Here is a 20311-nt window from a genome sequence, read left to right as displayed (position 1 = left end):
GCGCCGATGGCGTCAACATCGCCGATCCGACGAAGGTGAGCCTGGTGGCGAACTCGCTGACCGGCTCCGGAGCGGTGACCTACAACAATGACGGCACCTTCACCTACACGCCGGCCGCCGGCGAGCAGGGCACGGTGACATTCCAGTATCAGATCGTCGACGGCGACGGCGACCCGTCGGTGGCGACGGTGACGATCAACCTGCTGAATGACTCGACGCCGACGATCGCGATCGCCGGGGGCTCCGACACCAGCGTCAACGAAGCCGGCCTTCCGGCGCGCGGCGGCGAGCCCGCGGGCTCGGGTGAGATCGCCGACAACAACGGCACCAACAACAGCGATCCGAGCGAGACGGCGACGGGCTCGCTCAACATCACCACCGGCGGCGACACGATCGGCCACCTCTATGTGACCGACAAGAACAACGTCCAGGTGGACGTGACCAATGCGGTCGGCGGCATCCTGGTGCACGGCCAGTATGGCGACCTGACCATCACCGGCACGCCGGCGACGGGCTACACCTACTCCTACACGCTGCTCGACAACACCTCGGGCAACACCACCCATGACGACTTCGCCGTGCAGGTCGTGGACTCCGACGGCGATCCTGCCTCCACGACGCTCTCCATCAGCATCGTCGACGACGTGCCGACGGCGCACAACGACAGTGGCACGCAAGCGAGCGAGAATGCCGCCGTGACGGTGAACGTGTTCGCCAACGACGTGCCTGGCGCCGATGGCGTCAACATCGCCGATCCGACGAAGGTGAGCCTGGTGGCGAACTCGCTGACCGGCTCCGGAGCGGTGACCTACAACAATGACGGCACCTTCACCTACACGCCGGCCGCCGGCGAGCAGGGCACGGTGACATTCCAGTATCAGATCGTCGACGGCGACGGCGACCCGTCGGTGGCGACGGTGACGATCAACCTGCTGAATGACTCGACGCCGACGATCGCGATCGCCGGGGGCTCCGACACCAGCGTCACCGAAGCCGGCCTTCCGGCGCGCGGCGGCGAGCCCGCGGGCTCGGGTGAGATCGCCGACAACAACGGCACCAACAACAGCGATCCGAGCGAGACGGCGACGGGCTCGCTCAACATCACCACCGGCGGCGACACGATCGGCCACCTCTATGTGACCGACAAGAACAACGTCCAGGTGGACGTGACCAATGCGGTCGGCGGCATCCTGGTGCACGGCCAGTATGGCGACCTGACCATCACCGGCACGCCGGCGACGGGCTACACCTACTCCTACACGCTGCTCGACAACACCTCGGGCAACACCACCCATGACGACTTCGCCGTGCAGGTCGTGGACTCCGACGGCGATCCTGCCTCCACGACGCTCTCCATCAGCATCGTCGACGACGTGCCGACGGCGCACAACGACAGTGGCAGCGTTAATGAAGGCTCCCTGCTCACCGTACTCGCGGCGGCCGGCGTTCTGGTCAATGACGTTCGCGGCGCGGACGGCGCCACCATCGACGGCGTCCGCGCGGCGGGAGCTGATACAACGACGGCGGTGAGCGGTGGCGTTAACACCGACATTGTCGGTCTGCACGGTACGCTGCACCTCAATGCCGACGGCTCCTACACCTACCAGTCGACGGCGCACAGCATCAATGCCAACACGACCGACGTCTTTGTCTACACGATCAAGGACGGCGACGGCGATCTATCGACGACAACGCTGACCATCAACCTGACGGACGTCAACGATTCGCCGACGGTGGCGAACACTGAAAACTGGATGTCAAGCGACCCGTCGCAGCAGACCTCCGGCACACCCAGCTATCCGGACGGCTATCCGTTGCTGGTGAACATCCCGACCGATGCGGATGGAGACAACCTCGTCGTCACAGCCACCGGAGCGATCCCGGCCGGCGTCTTCTACTTCAACGGCGTCAGCTATGTTGCGCTCACAACTGGTACGGTGCTCTATAATCCCTCGAGCGGCATCAACCTATTGGACGACTTGGTCTACAAGCCGACGGTTACGGCCAATGACACAGTGACCAAAAGTCTTTCGCTCGACGTCTATGACGGCACGGTCCATGTCGGCCAGACGGTCGGCATCCATGAGGTGCCGCCGACCAGCCTGCCGAGCGACACCTCGCAGATCGGTAATGGCAACAGCCCGTTGACCTCTGGCAACGACCAGGTAGCAACGCTCCACCTGTCGCAGGCGACGGTGAATGCGATCACGGCCGATCCGCACGGCTCGACCATAGTCGTCTATACCGATTTCCAGGAGTCGCCGTTCACCACGCCAATCGATCCCAGCGAGCGGAACCCGGGCGTTTACGGCGATAGCAGCGCTGGTTCGCACCGCGAACAGGAAGTGCAGGTCGAGGTGAGAATCGGCACGGACCGTTTCGCGATCGTCGAGGACGATACGAGCCCGGCAACGTTCGAGCAAAGCTGGTTCTACGATCCGGCGACCGGTTTGATGAAAGCTACCGTTGACTACGATCACATCTACTTGCTCGATGCCAGCGGCAAAGCGACAAGCACGACGCTTGCTTCCTACCTGATTACGCATCCACCATCAGTCAACGATACGTGGACACTCTCGTATTTCGACAATGACGGCGGCAACTACCAAGCGCGTACGGTCAACTTCTCGTTCTTCTCGCACGATCCGGGCGATCCGGGCATCACCGTCAATGGAGATGCGACGCTTGCCGACCAGATCTATGGTACATCCGGCGTGGATCATCTCTTTGGCAATGGCGGCAACGACGTCATCATCGGTCGGGGCGGCAACGACATCATCGACGGTGGGGCCGGCAACGACATCCTGATTGGCGGTCTGGGCAAGGACACGATGGCGGGCGGGACCGGCGCCGACACGTTCAAGCTAGACAGCCTGGACGTCAAGGATCTCATCACCGACTACAACAAGGGTGAAGGAGATCAGATCGACCTGACAGCGTTGTTCGACAAAGCGGACAATGTCGCCCTTAGCAACTATGTCCAATACAACAGCACAACGCACACCCTTAGCGTCGACAGCAGCGGCTCGGGCAACCAGGCTAATTTCGTCGATGTGGCGCAACTGACGAACGCACCTGCTGCCGGCACGATCAACATCCTCTATGATGACACGAACCATGTTCAGCATCCTGTCACCATTTAGCACTTATGCGTGGCCACACTCCTATGCTACACATTAGCAACGCATGAATTCGCAATTCAACGAGGGGCTTACATGAGACATTCCGCAAGATTGCTGGCTTCGGCCGCGGCGCTGTTTTTGGCCGGGTCGACGGGCTTTGCCGCCGACATCATCGGCGAGCCGGCGGTGAATTATTGCCGCACCGTGGGCACATCGGACCTGGTGCTGACCGACAACATGGTCGAGCTCAAGGACCATGTGGTGAAGCTGATGGACGAGTCGGTCGCCGTCGCCAACAGCCCGGAATGGATCAACTCGTCGCGTCCCGCCTTCGTCTGGGCGTCTGAAGCCAAGGTCGCCTGCGGCATGGCCTATGGCTACCTCAAGACGAACTATAAGGACGAAGACACGCTCAACAAATGCGAGTGCTTCCACGACCGCATGGTCGAGTATATGCACTGAGCTGACGGGCGTGCGCCGCGCCGACCGTTTGCAATGATGACGATGCAAGCCCGGGCGGAAGCCTCAGCGACCATGCGGCCGGCTGCCGCGCATGCCGGCAGGACGCCGGATCTCCGACGCGAACGTTGGCGAGCCATGGCGCTCGCCCTTGCGGTAGCGGCGGCAGCGTCTGGATGCCAGTCCAAGAGCGGCGCATCGGACGTGCTCGATCCGTCGGCGATCGCAGCGCCGGCCGGCCAGGCGGGCGCCGCCGCGGCGCAGCAGGCAAGCAGCGCGACCACTGGCAACCCGGCCCCCGCGGCACAGAGCGCCGGAATCGCGACCAGCGCGACGTCCAGCGGCCCGACCTCGGCCGTGGCAGCGAAGGCCAACCTGATGCTCGGCACGGGGCCGACTAAGGTGACCATGCTGCTGCCGCTTTCGGCGCCCGGCAGCACGGGCGAGAACGGCCGAAAGATGTATGACGGCGCGCGGCTCGCAATGGCCGATCTCGGCGACAAGCTGCTGACGCTGACGATCCAGGATACGCGCGGCGACAGCGGCTACGCCAAGGACCTCGCGGTGAAGGCGATCACGTCGGGCACGGCCAAGGTCGTCGTCGGCCCGTCCGAGCTCGCGGCCGCGCAGCACCTTGCCAAGCTCTCAGGCTCCAAGCGGCCGCCGGTGCTGGCGCTGGCCGACAATTTCGCCGGCGGCCCCGGCGTCTATTCCGTGCGGCTGAGCGAAGCCGACAGCGCCGCGGCCGGCGCGGCGGCAATCGCCGGCAAGGGCGCCAGGAAATTCGTGCTGATGGTGCCGGCGGGCGCGGATTCAAGCGCCGTCGAATCCCGGGTGGCCAACGCGCTCAGCATCTACGGCGCCACGCTTGCGGTGACCCTGCCCTATTCCCCGACCGATGGCGGCGCCAAGGTGGTGTCCGACATGGGCTCGCTGGTCGAGGCGCCGGATGCCGTCGTCCTCGCCTGCGGCGACGGCAGCCCGGCCGCGGTGCTTGCGGCGCTGAAGGCGAAAGGCATTCCGGGCAAGACGGTGACGCTGATCGGCACCGACCGCTGGCTCGAGCGGCCAGTGGATCCGCTCTATGAGGGCGCCTATATCGCGACGCTCGACCAGAGCGAGACCGGGCCGATCGCCGACCGCTTCAAGGCGACCTACAACTACCAGCCGGACGTCAACGTGGCCTATGCTTACGACATGGTGGCGCTGAGCGCCGGCATAGCGAGCTCCGCCGGCCCCGACGGCTTCAACAAGCAGGTGCTGGAAAACGCGACCGGCTTCCGCGGCTCGACCGGCCTGTTCCGCTTCCGCAGCGACGGCTCGAGCCAAAGGTCGATGCCGTTCTTCAAGGTGGAGAAGGGCCAGCTGAAGCTGGTGGAGAAGTCGACGGCGGGGTTTTAGAGGGCGGCTTTCGGGCCGGGGAGAAGTGGACATTTCCGACGCTGTTCAGACGAGGCAACTCAGCATCACGACACGCAGCGTGGCCGTTCTTTGTCTGGCGTATGTCGGCGCAACCGCCGTGCTGGCGCCCGCTACTTTTTTCGCGATGCTGACGGAATACACGCTGAAAAAATATTCGCTCGCCATTCCTGTCTTCGCGCTGCTAGGGATGGTTTGCGTGGCCGTGTCCTCCCGGCCTCGTTCCCCTTTGACTTTCATCGTTGAGAAATTGCGCGTCCGTGGCAAAGGCGCATTAATCGTAGTCGGCATTTTCGTTCTTTGCGCCGCCGCGTTCTCCACGCTCAAGCACGTCACGCCGCTCTATGTCCCGTTCTTTGCTGACCCATTCCTGGCATGGCTGGATGCCAAAATACATGGCGGCGATCCCTGGAGGGCGGCCCATGCGGTTCTTCCGCAACAGCTGGAGCCCGGCTTGTTTGTCCTTTACGGGCCGGTCTGGTTTATCCAGATGGTTGGCGTCGTTCTCGTCGCCGCTTTCACCAACGACCGCAATAGTCGAGCGCGCTACTTTTTGTCGTTACTGCTTGTTGCCGTCATTCTCGGCAGCGTGCTGCGGGTTATCGGCTCTTCGGCAGGGCCGATCTTCTTCGATCGGATGGGCGACGGCAACCGTTTCGCCGATCTGATATCCACGCTTGCGTCAAGTCCCTCGGGCGGGGCTATGATTGCCACCTCGGACTACCTCTATTCCTCTTACGCCCTTGACCGCACCGTCTTCGGAACCGGCATCGCGGCGATGCCGAGTCTGCATGTGGCCGTGGCCTTGCTTAACGCTCTATTCCTCTCACGCTCAGGCCGGATAGTCCGGTATTGGGGTTGGTTCTATTTCACAGCGATCATGTTCGGATCCGTCTACTTCGGCTGGCACTATGCCGTCGACGCTTACGTGGCCATCGCGGCAACGCTGCTGATTTGGAAATACTGTGGCCATCGCACGAATGTGCCGTCGTAACGCGCCCCGGCTACAGCTCGTTAGTTGAGCTGCTCCAATATTCCAGAGCTCGTCGCCACAACCAGTGCGACATAGATCTGGAACACCATTGCGCACACAGCAGCGGCCGAGATCGGCACACCAAATGGGACCACGCCTTTTCGATCCATGTGCTGGACATAGAGGCGGAAAGCGCCAGCAGGCAATATGAAGGGGTTTTTCACGAGCAACGTCGTGATGATCGCGAAGACAAGAAGGAAGAGGGTAAAGACCACAAGGCCGCTTTGACCAATCAGGAACGGCATTACCGCCATCAGCTTGACGTCACCGGCGCCAATCTTGCGCAGCACCCAGAAGGGAAAGAGCACAATGAATAGAAAGAGGCTGCTAAGCGCGCTTAGTGCCATCTCGAACCATGATCCTGATTGAACGGACACAAGTTGCAATGACCCAAGCCCCAGACAGAGGAGCAGGAGAACGGCGCGATTCGATATCTTCTGCGTCGTGAAATCGAGCCAAGCTATCCTTGCAAAAAGTGGTATGGTGAGTGCCTTCAGCACCAGCGACGCATAGAGCAACATTACGTCTGCCGTTCGATGTTTCGCACGCTGGAAGACAAAAGTTTCAAATTGTTGGCCACGGTCGGATCGTTGGGAGCGAGCTCATAGGCCTTGAGGAAGTTGTTCCGAGCGTCCTGCAGCTTGCCGCGCAGCAGGTAGGAGTAGCCGAGATTGTTATAGTACTCCGCCGTAGCGCCGAGCAGATGGTAGGCCCTGCTATAGGCCATATCGGCCAGATCGAAGCGCCGGATGCGGTCGCAGGATGCGGCAAGACCCAGCCAAGCGACACCGTCATTGGGCGCAAGCCGGGTGGCCTTGTAGAACAACGCCCCGGCATTGCCGTAATTCTCGGAGCGAAACTGCGTCTTGGCTTCGGTGACTGCCTGATCCGAGGCATAGTAGTCCACGTCACTGACTGTCTTCAAGCCGTCGAATGCGTCGCCGAAGGCGGTATAATCGCCTTTCGCCGGCTCGTTGGTGCGGACCACGCCGCCTGTGGAGTCGTTCGTCTGGCAACCGGCCAGAAAGATCAGCAGCAGGCTGGTCGCGACTGCGAGGCGCTTTGTCATTGTGTGTCCCACGAGTCCCCGACTCTATTTTAGAATCTAATCATATGATGTACTAGAAGAAAATGCCTCTCATGCGAATGATCACCGGCAAAAGGACGATCATCAACACCACTGGGAAGATGCAAATGCCCAGCGGAATCATCATTTTGACCGGTAGCACGTTGGCACGTTCCTCCGCCTGAAGGATTCTCTGTGTCCGCATTTCATCGCTGTAGACGCGTAACGCTTCGGTGAGGCTGGTGCCAAGTTCCTCTGATTGCCGGAACAGCACCGCCAAGGCCCTTGCTTCCTCCAGGCCGATACGGTCTGCGAGTTCCCGCAAAGAATCGCGAAGAGACTTGCCGGCGCGAAGTTGCAGATTCATGATCGAAAGTTGAACGCCCAGCCATTTGTGCGTTCCGGCCATTTCTTGGCACACTCGCTCGACCGCGGCCTCCAAGCTCATACCTGCATCCGCGCAGGTAATCATCATATCCATGAAATCGGGAAAGCCGCGACGGTAAATCTGTTTTTGAGCATTCTCGAAGCGATCCAGCGCAATACTTGGAATGACCAGGCAAGCCAAGCCAAACAACGAGGCTCCGGCCAATGAAATGAAGCCGGGTATTTTCGGCGGCAACACCATTGCCAACAGGGTGTAGCAGATAAGAAAGGCAAGGGCGACGGCGCCAATTCGCGACAGGGTGTAAAGAGCCGGCGCGCTCGCGTGGTAGAAGCCGGCCCGAAACAATCTGGCCTCAAGGGCATTTGGCTCACCGCGCTCTTTCTCCAGCGCACGGAAATAGGCTTCAACAGGCCGCTGAGCCGAAATCTTGACCAGTTGCTCTTGGACACCCAGGGACCGCCGGTTGACGACCCCCTCCGATATCAAGCTTTCAGTGACCAGCCTTCGCGTTTGAAAGGCGGGCAATAAAACGAATGCGCCGAACAGAAACAGCGCCGCCGCAGCCGCAAATACCGACAGGGAAACGAGAAGCTCGGAACCCAGAATGTTCAACAAGAGGTTTATGTTCGGCTCCAATCAAAAATCGAAATTTACCATACGATACATGATGAAGTCGCCGAGTAGCGCCCAGATGCCGAAGAGTGTGAACACCGGAAAGATGAGCGGGTTGCCCCAAACAGCTCCGTAGTAGCTCGGGGCAACGAGCGCTAGGATAGCGAACATCACTATCGGAAAGAGCGAGATGACCCAGGCCGAAAAGCGCCCTTCTGCCGATAGGGCCCTGATCTTCAGCCGAAGCTTTTGCCGCTCGCGCAGAACCTTGGACAGGTTGGCAAGGATATCCGTGAGATTGCCGCCTGTCTTAGATTGAATGGACAGAGACACAGAGAGAAGATGCAGCCCCTCGAAACCGACACGCTCCGATAGCTTTCGTGCCGCCTGCTCTATGCTCAGGCCGAAAGTGACCTCGTCGGCGACAATGCCGAATTCGGTGCCGAGCGGATCAGGCATTTCGCGGCCAACCAACCCAATCGCCACCGAGGCCGGATGGCCGGCGCGCAGAGAGCGCACAATCATATCCAAGGCGTCTGGCAATTGGCGGGCAAACTTCAAGATTCGCTTGTTGCGGGCCCGGCGGAGAAATAGCAGAGGCAAGACAAATGCTACGAATGCAAAGCAAATTAGGGCTGGAAGCGCGGAAATACCCGTCAGCAGCTTCAAAAGCAGCGCTACGATCAGCCCAGCCAGTACGAAGATCGCAACGAATGTCAGCGGATTCCCGGTTATACCTGATTGGGTGTAGAGCCTGTTGAGCGCAATCGCCCCGAACACGTAATCGCCAGACTCGGTCAGTCCACGTTCGCGCAGCAGGCTCTGCAGGGCCTGCTCCGCGGGGGCCTCATCCGCCAAGCGCTTGAGTCGTCGGTTTATCGTGCCGGTGCGATCGCGACCTCTTACATAAGTGACATAGAGCGCCTCGGCTGCCAGGATGACTGACGCTGCCGCCAGCACGTAGACGAAGTAGATAAGCGTCTCGCTACTTATCATCAGAGGGGGACCTGCGGGTTGAAAGCGTCCTTGGCGAAGTGCAGGCCGAGCGTTGCCGCCTCCTGGGCAAAGCGGGGGCGGATTCCGGTGGCGCGAAATTCGCCGATAATTTGCCCGTCTGCTGCCACCTCGCGGCGAACAAAATGATAGAGTTCCTGGAGTTGGACGACGTTCCCTTCCATGCCGGTCAATTCCGAGATGGAAATAACGCGCCTGCCACCATCGGCCAGACGCTGCGTCTGCACGATGATGTCGATGGCGGACGCAATCTGGGCGCGGATCGATTCCTGAGTCATCGGCAGGCCAGCCATGCCGACCATCTGCTCTAGACGCGACAGCGCATCGCGCGGCGTGTTGGCGTGGATGGTGGTCATCGAGCCTTCATGGCCGGTGTTCATGGCCTGCAACATGTCGAAGGCTTCCTCACCACGCACCTCGCCGACGATGATGCGGTCGGGGCGCATGCGCAGTGCGTTCTTGACCAGCTCGCGTTGGCGGACTTCACCCTTGCCCTCGACATTGGGCGGGCGCGTTTCGAGGCGACCGACATGCGGCTGCTGCAATTGCAATTCCGCCGCGTCCTCGATGGTAATCAGTCGTTCCTTGGCCGGGATATAACTCGACAGAGCATTTAGCAGCGTGGTTTTGCCGCTGCCGGTACCACCTGAAACTAGGATCGACTTACGCGCCTGGACGGCGATCCGCAGCAGATCAATCATGGGCTGGCGGATCGAGTTGAAGGCCATCAAGCGTTCAAGCGAATAGGGATTTCTGGAGAATTTTCGGATCGAGACGAGCGGACCATCAACTGAGACCGGTCGCACGGCGACATTGACGCGCGACCCGTCTTCGAGGCGCGCATCGACCATCGGCGCGGATTCATCGACCCGTCGCCCAATGGCTGAGACGATTTTATTGACGATCCGCAGCAAATGCGCCTCGTCCCGAAAGCGGATCGAGGTCTCCTCAAGCACGCCGCGACGCTCAATAAAGACGTGGTTGTGAGTATTGATTAGGATATCGGCAATTGAATCGTCCTTGAGCAGCGGTTCAATCGGGCCGAGACCTAGCATCTCGTCGGCCGTATCGCTTGTCAGCTGATCCAACTCACGCGCGTTTAGCGGAACATTTCTGCCGCGCACAAATTCCCGCACGATCGGCCGGATTTCATTCAGGATCTCGTCCTTAGAGGCGTTTTCAAGGGCCGTCAGATTGAACCTGTCTATGAGATGCCGATGCAAATCGACCTTGAGCGACAGAAAATCGTCGGATGCTGGCTCGGCCTGCGCCGGCTGCACGACTACCGTGCCATTGGCAATCGCGGGCGCCGACGTCGATTGCGGCGCCCGCTGCTCACTTGGCCCTTTGATGAAGCGACCCAACATGCCGCCCGCCCTTTTGATATCCCCAGACTGGAAACTAAGCGTTAACCACGAGGGGCACAAGCGGCGCGAGGCAAAGCACCGACAATTACTTGCGACATAGTTAAAAAAGTGGCGGTGATGCCACATAACTATTTCTGGTCAATCTTTAGCTCCAGACTAAAGTCCTAGGACCTTTGCCGCAGCGGGAGCGACGATGCCCCTAAGCCATTAGATATAAAGAAGTATGTAGGAACCCTAATTCAACCGCAAAAAGGCCTAACCGTGGCCGAATTGTGAACGAATGGTTAAGGAGACTTGAAAAATGAAGCGAATCAAACCCTTGTCGCAAATGAAAGTGCGAAAAGTCGAGTATTGAAAGGTTAAGCTTCCGTTAATCCGTTTGACACTGCTTTTTCGCACGACCTAGGATTGAAGGTGACGGGGGATGCTTGGGTATGGGGTTCATCCTTAGGCTCGTCTCGTCGGGTTCAAACCTCCAAAGGGAGAAATTGGCATGAAGAAGCTCATGACGATGGCCCGGCAGTTCCGCGACGATGAAAACGGCGCTGCCATGGTCGAATATTCCATTCTGATCGGCATCATCGCCGGCGCGGCGATCCTGGCGATCGTTGCCATCGGCGGCTGGGTGAGCGGGCGCTTTACGGGCCTCTGCGGTATCCTTGATGGCAAGGGCATACTTACCGCGACCACCAAAGGTACCTGCAAGGCATCCACCGGTACCGGTACTTGAGGCTATTCGATCAGGCCTGGATCAATTGATCCAGGCCTGACGGGAGAACGCAAATGGGTAAACTTATCGAAATGGCCCGGCGGTTCCACGACGACGAAAACGGCGCTGCCATGGTGGAGTATTCGATCCTGATCGGCATCATAGCCGGCGCGGCGATCCTGGCGATCGTTGCAATCGGCGGCTGGGTAAGCGGGCGTTTTACCGGCCTATGCGGCATTCTCGACGGCAAGGGCCTGACGGCGACCGCCGGGACTAGTGGTACGTGCAAGGCAACAACCGGCACTGGTACCTGATTCTTCGTTCAGGCACGGATCACGGGTAAAATTGATCCGTGCCTGAACGGTCGCAAGGCTGACGTGGCCGGCGTTTCTCGGCCTACTTGGGGTTTGGGGTTATGCGCGCCAATACAATCGTGATGATCGTTCTCGCCTGCGTTTTCGGCATGCTTGCGGTCGTCCTCGCCAATTTCTGGCTGGCTAGCCAGCGCAATGCGCTCGCACGAGGCAACGATGTCCCGAGCGACACCGTCGTCGTCGCGGCCGTTCCTCTCAAGTTCGGTGACACACTGACCGACAACAAGCTGCGCGAGATTGCGTGGCCGGCAGGCGCCGTGCCCACCGGCTCGTTCAAGACAGTCAAGGAGGCCTTGGCCGGCAACGGCACGCGCCAAGCGTTGCAAGCCATCAGTACCAATGAGCCGGTACTTGCCAGCAAGATCACGGGTGCCGGTCAGCGCGCAACACTTTCAGCGGTTCTTACGGAAGGCATGAAAGCAGTTTCCATCAGGGTCAACGACGTGTTGGGCGTTGCGGGCTTCGTGTTTCCCGGCGACCGGGTGGATATCCTCCTCACGCGCACGACGAACGATAGCGGCGTCGCGAAGAGTTTCGTCGATGTCCTGTTGCAGAGCGTCAAGGTTCTTGCAGTCGACCAGGTTGCCGACGAGAGCAAGGACAGCCCCACCGTGGTCAAGGCCGTGACTGTGGAGGTCAGCACCAAGGACGCGCAGAAGCTGACACTGGCGGCTGGGGCGGGACAATTATCCCTGGCGCTGCGGCAAGCGGCAGGTAACAAGGGCGAAGCGACGGAGCGTGTGACGGTTGCCGATCTGACCGGCGACACGCCGGAGGATGTCGCCAAGAGGCAGGCGGAACTGGACCGGCAGAAGGCAGCCGATGCTGCGGCCGCCGAAGAACGCAAACGCGCCAACGATAAGATAGACGGCTTGGCGCAGGCGGTGGAGCGGGTTGGAAGTCAGATTGACGAATTGAGCAAGGTCAAGCCCGCGCCGGTCGTTGCTGAGGCGCCGGAGGTAAAGGAAGTCGTCAAGGAGGTCGTGAAATACATTCAGCCGGAGCCTCCGGCCCGCGCGACGATCGGCGTCTTCCGTGGAGTGAAGCTCGAAACTTACGACGTGCCGCGACAACATTAGAACCAAGCGGTAAGCGGGGGCTGCCGATTGACAGCCGGGGAGACGGGGAATGCAGAAGTTATGGCTTAGGATAGCGGCGGTCGCGCTATCCTTGTTGATTGCACCGGCGACGCTTGGCCATCCGGCCAGGGCGGCTGACCGGTTCATTGATGTATCGAGTCCATCGCTGCATCGCGTTTTCGTGCCCGTCTCTCAATCCGCCACCATCCAGGTGAACGCCACTTTGGGCGACATCGTGGTCGGCGACGAGAAGATCGCCGACGCGCAGCCGATGACCGACAAGACGCTCTACATCATCGGCAAGACCGTCGGCACGACCACCGTCAATCTGTTTTCCGAGGACAAGCGCTCGCTCGGCGCCATCCAGATCGAGGTCGGCCAGGATGTCAGCGACATGGCAGCGGCGATCCGGCAGGTGGCGCCAAAGGCGCGCATCGAAATCGGTTCCATCAACGGCAAGATCAGGCTTTCCGGCCATGTCAAGGATGCTGCAACGCTGGCATCCATCGTGGAGGTAACCCAGCAATATGGGCCGGACGCGATCATCAACTCTGTGACGATCGATGACAGCCAACAGGTCAATCTGTCGGTGCGCATCCTTGAGGCCAAGCGCAATGCCGGTCGCGATCTCGGCGTGTCGTTCCGAGGACACAACAGCAGCGGAACCACGCGCTTTGGTACCGGCAACGGTGCAGTCGATAAAGACAACGTTGTGGCTGGGCCAGGCGATATTGTGACCGGACTCCTGTCGAACAGCAATCCGTTCGGAGCATTGATTACCCAGATCATATCCAGCAATGTAAAGGTCGACCTAATTATCGAGGCGCTTGAGCAGAAGGGCGTCGTGCGCCTTCTGGCCGAACCAAATCTCACGACTGTTTCCGGCGAGGTCGCCAGTTTCAATGCCGGTGGCGAGGTACCGATCCGCAGCATAGGCACCGATGGCGAGATCCAGATCGTATACAAGCAGTTCGGCGTTAATCTGAACTTCACGCCCGTCGTGCTCGACGACGGCAAGATCCACATCAAACTGGCACCCGAAGTCAGCGACCTAACGGGATTTACGCCCGCCGGCGACCCGATCTTCACCAACCGCAAGCTGTCGACCACGGTGGACCTGCGCGACGGCCAGAGCTTCGCTGTGGGCGGGCTGCTCTCCAGCAAGAACACGAGGCTTCAAGAGCAGGTGCCGTGGCTTGGCCAAGTGCCAATCATCGGCGCGCTGTTTCACAATTCGAGCACACAGAAGGAAGAGACCGAGCTGGTCATCATCGTCACGCCGAATGTCGTGCGTCCAGTTAAGCCTGGCCAACAATTGGCGACACCATTCGACAAGACCAAGCCGGCCAACGATCCGGAACTGATGCTGCTCGGCCAGCTCGAAGTCAATAAGGACATGATCCGGATGTATGAGCATGGCGACGGGGTCACCGGTCCTTATGGCCACATGCTCGACGTCAAATCGAAGGACAAGCTGCTCTATGTCAAAAAGTAAGCTCCTGCTCGTTCTTCTTGGCTCCAGCCTGCTCGCGGGCTGCGCGGCCGACTATCTGAACAATTACGACACGATGACACTGGCATCGGGCGACTCGCAGAAGACCAATCAGCTGCTGCAGACGGTCGATCCGTACAACCCGGCTTCCAACAACACGAAGATCGAGGGTGACGGCGCGCGGTCTGTCGGCGTCGTGCAGAAATACAAACTTCCGCCAAGCACGTCCGCGCCGACGACGAACATGACAGTCAATGTCGGGCCGTCCGGGACGAGCACACAATGAACTGAACGAAAGGAAGCGGTTGCATCAGGCATGCGAGGCGCCTGACACCACGGGGTAAGGGGTAGGCCATGCTGCGGACGATTCGCGCGTTCTGGCACGATCAGAGTGGGATAGCGCTGATACTAGTCAGCGTCATGTTGCCAGCCATTATCGGCTTGTCCCTGCTGGCTATCGACATGAGCCGGATGAACAATCTGGACAACGACTTGCAGAAGGGCACGGACGCCTTGGCACTCGCTGCAGCCGCTGAATTAAGCGGCAGATCTGACGCGTGGACGCGCGCCGAGAATGCTCTCACAAACCTGGTATCCAATAGCACAATGTTCTCTGACGGTGGGTCTGTTTCGCTAACCACCGGCGCTGGAGCAGCCACCGTTGACGCGACCTACCCTGCTTGCCGATCGAAAGGGCAAATCTCGTGGTGCTTCCTGGCAAGTATTCCAACGAACGATTCGGATCCTATTACGTCGGCCAACTATGCCGCCTCGCCAATAACGACCCGTTTCATCCAGGTATGGGCCCAGCCGGAAGGCTTCACGCCCATGTTCCCGGTCTCCGTTTCGTCCTCAGGAAGTGCGACCGACAAGAGCTATAATCTTACCGCTGTCTCGGTGGCGGGTTTTACATCGGGCGTTTGCAATTACACCCCCGTCTTCATGTGTAATCCCTATGAGATGGTGAATGGCACCAATACAGCGGGTGGCGTCACGCTGGAGCAGGCCGTAACGGATCCGGCAGTCCATCGCCGGCTAATCGAACTTCGAATGGTTGGGAACAATGCGGCCTATGGTCCTGGCAATTTCGGTTTCCTGCAGCCGCCGGACGGCGTCGGCAATGGTGCGCAGGCACTAGCCCAAACAATCGCCACATCGAAGCCGCTGGGTTGCTATTCGGCGCAGGGGGTAAACACCAAAACCGGCCAGAACACGGGACCGGTTCAGGACGCCTTCAATGTCCGATTTGGAATCAACGCCAGCGGCAATGCCTTCAACACCCCGGAATACGGCCCAGCGGAAAATGTACGCAAGGGCGGAGTACGGTCCAACGGAAACTCGAACCAGTGTCCACAATACAATCAGCTGACATTTAACGGCCCCGGTAACAAGGGCCTGCCGAGAGATCAGACGACACCGTATATGGGTGGCCGTATGGGAGCCGGAGACTACCTGCTTCTTGGGGCGGGGAACTATTGGCAAACTAATTTTGGGAGTGCCTCTTATCCCAGTGCTTGGAATACAACCACGCCGACTCGTTATGAAGTCTACAAGTACGAACGTGCCGCTTTGGCGAATGGAACGCTACCCCCATCGCCCCCCACTGCCGCTCAGTCGCTAGTCGGTGTGCAGTCAACTGGCGGAGAGGTTGGAACGCCACCCAGCGGCTGTCAGCCACCGGTGACGACTGTCGATCGCCGCCTACTCTATGGCGCGCTGTTGAATTGCAATGCGCTTGAGGCTGCCGGGTACGATCTCAACGGCAACAGTACCAACCTCCCCGTCGAAGCCTTCGCCAGCTTCTTTCTGACCGAGCCGGTAGCGTCAGCCTCCTCCGACGCCTCGGTCATGGTGGAACTGGTGGACATCAGCGGACGCGAGGGTCAGGGTACACTCGACAACTTCCTGCGCAATGAAGCGCAACTCTATCGGTGACGGCAATGTCGAAGCTGCTGTCCCGCATATTTCAGCGTTTTTGGTCCGATCAGCGCGGTACCGTCATCGTCGAGATGAGTCTGGTGGCGCCGCTCATGTTGCTCCTGTCGGCCGGCGTGTTTGAATTCGGCAATCTCATTCACGACAAGCTTTTAATGGAAGCAGGTCTTACCGACGGAGCCCGGTTCGCCGCCCGCTGCAACAGCAAGCTCTATACTGACGCCGGGCTCGCGGCGATCGATTGCGCGGACCGGGCAAAGAACATCACCGTGTTCGGCAATATAGCGGGGACGGCGCCCGCACGTATCCCCGGGTGGCAAAAATCGGATGTCACTATCGACTCCACCACCTGCGTGAACGCTATCGATTCAAGCGGCACTGTCCTCTATCTGTCGACGACATCGCAGGTCTGTATCGTCACGGCGTCCGGCACTTACAAATACAGCGAACTGGATAGCGTCGGCCTGCTGTCATTATTCAACATCACCACCGTCACACTGGGGACCAGCCATCAGGAGCGGTTGATCCGATTTTGATGATGCTGAAACGATTCCTACGAGCGGAAGATGGAGCGACGATGGTCGAGATGGCCATCGCGATGACGCTTCTGCTTACTCTTACCTTGGGTTTTGTCGATTTCGGTTACGCATTTTATCAATGGAACGCAGCGACCAAGGCGGTGCAGATCGGTGCAAGGCTCGCCTCCGTCTCCGATCCAGCCGTCAACGCAGCCACGCTTGCAGCGGCCGACCCAGGTACAAATCCAGGAGCCCCGATTACGGCTGGAACATACTCGTTCGAGTGCAAATATTCCGGCAGCACAGGCTCGTGTAACGGCAATTCCGCGATATTCAACGCTGCTGCTTTCAGCCGCATTTTCCGCGGTGATACGGCAGCGACTAATGATGATGCCTGCCCGGGACTGGCCGCCAACCAACGACCGGGGATGTGCCAATTTTTTCCCGGCTTGCAACGCGCCAATGTCGTGGTGACCTATACCGCCACCGGCCTCGGTTACCAGACGCGCTTGGGTGGCCCAGTGCCGACTATCACCGTCAGCCTACAGAACGTTCCGTTCCAATTCTTCTTCTTGGGCGGGCTGCTCGGGTTTGCAGATAAAACGATGCCATCCATGCTGAGTACAGTAACGGGTGAAGATTTAAAGAGTACGTCACCATGAACGCCATCGACACAAGAGTTCTCCCAACCAAGCGCAAGCAGGTAGCCCTGTTTTCGTCGGATCCGAATTTCAAGCGCGACGTCACCACGCGGCTCGATGCGCTGGCGATCTATGACGTCAAGGTCTCGGATGCGGCGGAGTTCCTGAAGGGGCCGCCTGTCGACAGCCGTCCAGGCATCATCATCCTCGACCTCGGCAATGGCGAGCTGCTCGGCAATCCGGCGATCGTCGAGGCGCGCGGGGCCTGGGCGTCGGTGCCGCTGATCGCGATTTCGGACGAGCTCACCTCCGAGCAGACGCGCGTGCTGGTGCGCATGAACGCGTCCGACTGGCTGCACAAGCCGCTCGACGCCAAGGAGCTGCTCAACGCCGTCACCTTCCACGACACCGGCAGCCAGGGCACAAAGAGCCGCATCATCACCTTCATTGCCGCGAGCGGCGGCGCCGGCGCCACCACGCTGGCGATCTCGGCGGCGGAGTACCTTGCCTCCAAGTCGGCCGAGCGGGCGGCCGCGACCTGCCTCGTCGACCTCGACTTCCAGAGCGCCAATTGCGGCGCCTATCTCAACCAGTTCAACCAGTTCGACCTCTCCGGCATCATCGGCCAGCCGGACCGGCTCGATGTCGAGCTGATGGACGTCATCAAGCTGTCGCGGCCGTCGGGCCTCACGCTCTATTCCTTCGAGCGGCCGCAGCTGCCGTTCGAGCCGCACGGTTCCGATTTCGTCTTCCGGCTGCTCGACCTCGTCGCCTACCGCTTCGACGACATCGTTATCGACCTGCCCAACATCGAGACGCCGTGGCACGATTCGGTGCTGCGCACGAGCGACGAGATCTTCATCGTCTTCGAGCTCAACGTCGCTTCGCTGAGGCAAGGCAAGCGGCTCTACAAGAAGATCCGCGAATTGCGCGGCAACAAGGTCAGCATCACGCTGGTCGCCAACAAGCACAAGCGCAAATGGTTCGGCAACCACTTCTCGCGCAGCGAACTGGAGAAGATCTTCAAGGCGCCGCACATCAAGTCGCTGGCGCTGGACAATACGCTGCTGGCCGATGCGCTCAATCGCGCCATCCTGCCCTCCGAGGTGGACGGACGCGCGCGCTTCAACAAGGACTTGAAACGCATGTTCAAGGAGCGGCTGGACAATGCCCAGCGCTAGGCGCTTCGCTGCAATGCATCTGGCCGGCGCGTGCCTCGCCGGGCTGACGCTGGTGTCGGCCTGCGATTTCGCGCAGGCCGCATCGGGGCTGCCGCCGCTGCCCGCCATGGGCCCAAGCCTGCGCAAGGCGGTCGCCTTTGAGACCGGCGAGCAGCCGGGCACGATTGTCATCCGCAAGAACGAGAAGGCGCTCTATCTGGTGACCGGCCAGGGCCAGGCGCTGCGCTATCAGATCAGCGTCGGCCGCGACGGCTTCGGCTGGACCGGAACGGTCAAGATCGCCTCCAAGACCGAATGGCCCGAATGGCGTCCGCCCAAGGAAATGCGCGCGCGCCAGCCGGAACTGCCGGCGATGGTGCCGGCCGGTCCCTACAATCCGCTCGGCGCCAGGGCGCTTTATCTTTCGCGCGACGGGCGCGACACGCTCTATCGCATCCATGGCACCAACGATCCCAGGGGCGTCGGTTTCGACGGCACGTCCGGATGCTTCCGGCTGACGAACACCGATGTGATCGATCTCTTCAAGCGCGTCTCGGTGGGGGCAAAGGTGGTGGTTGAATGACGATGATCAGCGAGCCGGACGTTCCGGCAATCGAACTCGGTCACCGGGAGGCCGTTCCGGGAAAGCCCAGCCGCGCCAGGATGATCGGCGTCATCGCCGTCGGCGCGTTGCTTGTCACCGCCATCAACGTGACGGCCGCGGTCTATCTCTATCGCGGCGTCAACGACCTCAAGACTATCGAGGCGCGGCTGGATCAGCTCGGCCAGTTCGAGCAGCGCATCGGCGCCCGCATCGACACCGTCAACAACGGTTTCCAGAGCCGGTTCGAGACGCTGGACCGCCAGCTGCAGGCGAATTTCGGCCGGATCAACGGCAATGTCGCCAGGCTGGAGCAAGGCCAGCCGGTCGCCGCCAGCGCGCCGGCGCCCGGCGCGCCCGAGCCGGCCATGCTCAGCAACACAACGGTGGCGGATGCTTCAGCGGCTTATGAAGGCGGCGCCGATCCCGCCGACGCGCAGCCCTCGTTCAAGCGCAAGGTCGCGCCTCCCGGCCCCAATCCGTCCTACCAGCGCATCCAGCAGCCCGACGGCAAGGTCTACTACAAGAAGATCAACTGATCGCGCGGGCGGCCGCCTGAGCCCGACCGCCTATAGATCGCGCTGCAGCGCCAGCATACGCACCGAACGTGCCTCGGCGCGCAATTTCGCCTCGCGCAGGAAAGCAACGTGGCAATAGGCGCACGCCGCGAGACCGAGGCACAACACCAGGCAGTTCTGCAAGCTTAGATCGACCATAACCGAGAACTGGAGACCATGGGGTGTGACGAACGCGGCAACGGTGCTCGCCGTTTCCGCGTGACTGCTCTGCGCCATCATAAGCCCCGCGAAGATCAGGGCTGCGTGATTGGCCAGAAAGAAGCCGGCCGACCTCTTTGCCTGGCAAATCATCCAGCAAGCGCCCGCCGCGAAAACAAGGATAGCGGCGTCGACGGCCATCGACCCGCCGAGATAGACATGCGCCTGCTGCCAGAACATGGTCGAGTAAGGCCGCAGCTCGAGCCAGGCGTGCCAGACAGCGGGGCTCGCCGGATAAAAGCCGAGAAGCAGCGCCGCCATGCGCTCCGCCGCCAGCAGAACCAGCATCAGGGCCGGAAAGGCATAAAGCAGGATCGGCTTGCGCATCATGTCATCCCCTCGACATCCGATGACCGATTCTAGGATGCATTGGTTGCGCGAGACTTAACGCAACGCCTTGCTTTTCAAGGAATGTCGCTCATGTCTAATGTGCGGATCTAATGTGCGGACGGATCAACGGTCGGGGTGGCGCCGTGTCGACAGGAGCTAACGGGTTGGGCTCGAGCAGCATCACCGGCTGTCGGCGCGATCCCATGGAGGCCCGCG

General features: G+C 60.3%; 21 protein-coding genes. 15 read left to right on the top strand and 6 right to left on the bottom strand.

Annotated elements, in window-relative coordinates:
- From EOA23_RS02015 to EOA23_RS02000, 4 genes are all read left to right on the top strand, one after another.
- The coding region (locus tag EOA23_RS02015; protein WP_189341469.1) for a tandem-95 repeat protein at positions 1-3143 on the top strand (3143 nt) is incomplete at its 5' end.
- A gap of 72 nt (positions 3144-3215) precedes the next feature.
- Positions 3216-3584 (top strand): hypothetical protein, encoded by a 369-nt coding sequence (locus EOA23_RS02010; RefSeq protein WP_042640852.1) that lies wholly within the window; start codon positions 3216-3218, stop codon positions 3582-3584.
- Between the two features lie 72 nt (positions 3585-3656).
- The gene (locus tag EOA23_RS02005; protein WP_348628541.1) at positions 3657-4982 is read left to right on the top strand and encodes a penicillin-binding protein activator; all 1326 of its coding nucleotides are present in this window, start codon (positions 3657-3659) and stop codon (positions 4980-4982) included.
- Positions 4983-5007: 25 nt separating this feature from the next.
- A complete protein-coding gene (locus tag EOA23_RS02000; RefSeq protein ID WP_127302710.1) occupies positions 5008-5994 on the top strand; it encodes a phosphatase PAP2 family protein in 987 nt (328 codons plus the stop codon).
- 20 nt (positions 5995-6014) lie between these two features.
- On the opposite strand, the gene EOA23_RS01995 is transcribed toward EOA23_RS02000, so the two are convergent.
- The 5 genes from EOA23_RS01995 to EOA23_RS01975 are packed head-to-tail and all read right to left on the bottom strand — an operon-like array spanning position 6015 to position 10480.
- Positions 6015-6554, bottom strand: coding sequence for a prepilin peptidase (locus EOA23_RS01995; protein ID WP_127302709.1), 540 nt, complete (start codon positions 6552-6554; stop codon positions 6015-6017).
- On the bottom strand, positions 6554-7102 hold the full coding sequence (locus EOA23_RS01990; protein WP_127302708.1) for a tetratricopeptide repeat protein: 549 nt from the start codon (positions 7100-7102) through the stop codon (positions 6554-6556). Before EOA23_RS01990 ends, EOA23_RS01995 begins: the two co-directional genes overlap by 1 nt.
- A 52-nt stretch (positions 7103-7154) precedes the next feature.
- Complete coding sequence (locus EOA23_RS01985) at positions 7155-8111, bottom strand: type II secretion system F family protein (protein WP_127302727.1); 957 nt, start codon at positions 8109-8111, stop codon at positions 7155-7157.
- Positions 8112-8123: 12 nt separating this feature from the next.
- Entirely contained in the window at positions 8124-9095 is a 972-nt protein-coding gene (locus EOA23_RS01980; RefSeq protein ID WP_127302707.1) for a type II secretion system F family protein, read from the bottom strand.
- Entirely contained in the window at positions 9095-10480 is a 1386-nt protein-coding gene (locus EOA23_RS01975; RefSeq protein WP_127302706.1) for a CpaF family protein, read from the bottom strand. The genes EOA23_RS01980 and EOA23_RS01975 overlap by 1 nt, the downstream gene beginning before the upstream one ends.
- Before the next feature lie 493 nt (positions 10481-10973).
- On the opposite strand from EOA23_RS01975, the gene EOA23_RS01970 reads away from it, so the two are divergent.
- From EOA23_RS01970 to EOA23_RS01920, 11 genes are all read left to right on the top strand, one after another.
- The gene (locus EOA23_RS01970; RefSeq protein WP_127302705.1) at positions 10974-11210 is read left to right on the top strand and encodes a Flp family type IVb pilin; all 237 of its coding nucleotides are present in this window, start codon (positions 10974-10976) and stop codon (positions 11208-11210) included.
- A 53-nt stretch (positions 11211-11263) separates the two neighbouring features.
- On the top strand, positions 11264-11503 hold the full coding sequence (locus EOA23_RS01965) for a Flp family type IVb pilin (protein ID WP_127302704.1): 240 nt from the start codon (positions 11264-11266) through the stop codon (positions 11501-11503).
- 101 nt (positions 11504-11604) lie between these two features.
- Positions 11605-12642 carry a Flp pilus assembly protein CpaB gene (gene cpaB / locus EOA23_RS01960; RefSeq protein WP_127302703.1) on the top strand — a complete coding sequence of 346 codons (1038 nt, stop codon included), beginning with the start codon at positions 11605-11607 and terminating at the stop codon, positions 12640-12642.
- A gap of 49 nt (positions 12643-12691) precedes the next feature.
- A complete protein-coding gene (locus tag EOA23_RS01955) occupies positions 12692-14137 on the top strand; it encodes a type II and III secretion system protein family protein (RefSeq protein WP_127302702.1) in 1446 nt (481 codons plus the stop codon).
- Positions 14124-14420, top strand: coding sequence for a hypothetical protein (locus EOA23_RS01950; RefSeq protein WP_127302701.1), 297 nt, complete (start codon positions 14124-14126; stop codon positions 14418-14420). Before EOA23_RS01955 ends, EOA23_RS01950 begins: the two co-directional genes overlap by 14 nt.
- 68 nt (positions 14421-14488) lie before the next feature.
- Positions 14489-16069, top strand: coding sequence for a pilus assembly protein TadG-related protein (locus tag EOA23_RS01945; RefSeq protein ID WP_127302700.1), 1581 nt, complete (start codon positions 14489-14491; stop codon positions 16067-16069).
- A gap of 5 nt (positions 16070-16074) precedes the next feature.
- Positions 16075-16605, top strand: coding sequence for a TadE/TadG family type IV pilus assembly protein (locus EOA23_RS01940; RefSeq protein ID WP_127302699.1), 531 nt, complete (start codon positions 16075-16077; stop codon positions 16603-16605).
- A gap of 41 nt (positions 16606-16646) precedes the next feature.
- A complete protein-coding gene (locus tag EOA23_RS01935) occupies positions 16647-17249 on the top strand; it encodes a TadE/TadG family type IV pilus assembly protein (protein ID WP_245473962.1) in 603 nt (200 codons plus the stop codon).
- Entirely contained in the window at positions 17246-18409 is a 1164-nt protein-coding gene (locus EOA23_RS01930; RefSeq protein WP_127302698.1) for an AAA family ATPase, read from the top strand. Before EOA23_RS01935 ends, EOA23_RS01930 begins: the two co-directional genes overlap by 4 nt.
- On the top strand, positions 18396-18971 hold the full coding sequence (locus EOA23_RS01925; protein WP_127302697.1) for a L,D-transpeptidase: 576 nt from the start codon (positions 18396-18398) through the stop codon (positions 18969-18971). Before EOA23_RS01930 ends, EOA23_RS01925 begins: the two co-directional genes overlap by 14 nt.
- Positions 18968-19528 (top strand): hypothetical protein, encoded by a 561-nt coding sequence (locus tag EOA23_RS01920; protein WP_127302696.1) that lies wholly within the window; start codon positions 18968-18970, stop codon positions 19526-19528. The genes EOA23_RS01925 and EOA23_RS01920 overlap by 4 nt, the downstream gene beginning before the upstream one ends.
- A gap of 30 nt (positions 19529-19558) precedes the next feature.
- Here the strand turns inward: EOA23_RS01920 and EOA23_RS01915 are convergent, their stop codons facing one another.
- Positions 19559-20095, bottom strand: a complete 537-nt coding sequence (locus EOA23_RS01915; RefSeq protein ID WP_127302695.1) for a hypothetical protein — start codon at positions 20093-20095, stop codon at positions 19559-19561.
- Positions 20096-20311 lie beyond the last annotated feature (216 nt).

It is taken from the genome of Mesorhizobium sp. M2A.F.Ca.ET.042.01.1.1, assembly GCF_003997405.1.
In the GTDB taxonomy this organism is placed as follows: Bacteria; Pseudomonadota; Alphaproteobacteria; order Rhizobiales; family Rhizobiaceae; genus Mesorhizobium.
The sequence above is the reverse complement of the archived record's forward strand: the minus strand, read 5'-3'. Positions and strand labels throughout refer to the sequence as shown.

Bases quoted from the DNA above. Each gene is read 5' to 3' on its own strand.
- EOA23_RS01925 (WP_127302697.1), top strand. From the start codon at position 18,396: ATGCCCAGCGCTAGGCGCTTCGCTGCAATGCATCTGGCCGGCGCGTGC.
- EOA23_RS02005 (WP_348628541.1), top strand. From the start codon at position 3,657: ATGCGGCCGGCTGCCGCGCATGCCGGCAGGACGCCGGATCTCCGACGC.
- EOA23_RS01930 (WP_127302698.1), top strand. From the start codon at position 17,246: ATGAACGCCATCGACACAAGAGTTCTCCCAACCAAGCGCAAGCAGGTA.
- EOA23_RS01945 (WP_127302700.1), top strand. From the start codon at position 14,489: ATGCTGCGGACGATTCGCGCGTTCTGGCACGATCAGAGTGGGATAGCG.
- EOA23_RS01950 (WP_127302701.1), top strand. From the start codon at position 14,124: ATGTCAAAAAGTAAGCTCCTGCTCGTTCTTCTTGGCTCCAGCCTGCTC.
- EOA23_RS01935 (WP_245473962.1), top strand. From the start codon at position 16,647: ATGGTCGAGATGGCCATCGCGATGACGCTTCTGCTTACTCTTACCTTG.
- EOA23_RS01995 (WP_127302709.1), bottom strand. From the start codon at position 6,554: ATGTTGCTCTATGCGTCGCTGGTGCTGAAGGCACTCACCATACCACTT.
- cpaB (WP_127302703.1), top strand. From the start codon at position 11,605: ATGCGCGCCAATACAATCGTGATGATCGTTCTCGCCTGCGTTTTCGGC.
- EOA23_RS01955 (WP_127302702.1), top strand. From the start codon at position 12,692: ATGCAGAAGTTATGGCTTAGGATAGCGGCGGTCGCGCTATCCTTGTTG.
- EOA23_RS01970 (WP_127302705.1), top strand. From the start codon at position 10,974: ATGAAGAAGCTCATGACGATGGCCCGGCAGTTCCGCGACGATGAAAAC.
- EOA23_RS01980 (WP_127302707.1), bottom strand. From the start codon at position 9,095: ATGATAAGTAGCGAGACGCTTATCTACTTCGTCTACGTGCTGGCGGCA.
- EOA23_RS01915 (WP_127302695.1), bottom strand. From the start codon at position 20,095: ATGATGCGCAAGCCGATCCTGCTTTATGCCTTTCCGGCCCTGATGCTG.
- EOA23_RS01965 (WP_127302704.1), top strand. From the start codon at position 11,264: ATGGGTAAACTTATCGAAATGGCCCGGCGGTTCCACGACGACGAAAAC.
- EOA23_RS01920 (WP_127302696.1), top strand. From the start codon at position 18,968: ATGACGATGATCAGCGAGCCGGACGTTCCGGCAATCGAACTCGGTCAC.
- EOA23_RS01975 (WP_127302706.1), bottom strand. From the start codon at position 10,480: ATGTTGGGTCGCTTCATCAAAGGGCCAAGTGAGCAGCGGGCGCCGCAA.
- EOA23_RS02010 (WP_042640852.1), top strand. From the start codon at position 3,216: ATGAGACATTCCGCAAGATTGCTGGCTTCGGCCGCGGCGCTGTTTTTG.
- EOA23_RS01940 (WP_127302699.1), top strand. From the start codon at position 16,075: ATGTCGAAGCTGCTGTCCCGCATATTTCAGCGTTTTTGGTCCGATCAG.
- EOA23_RS01990 (WP_127302708.1), bottom strand. From the start codon at position 7,102: ATGACAAAGCGCCTCGCAGTCGCGACCAGCCTGCTGCTGATCTTTCTG.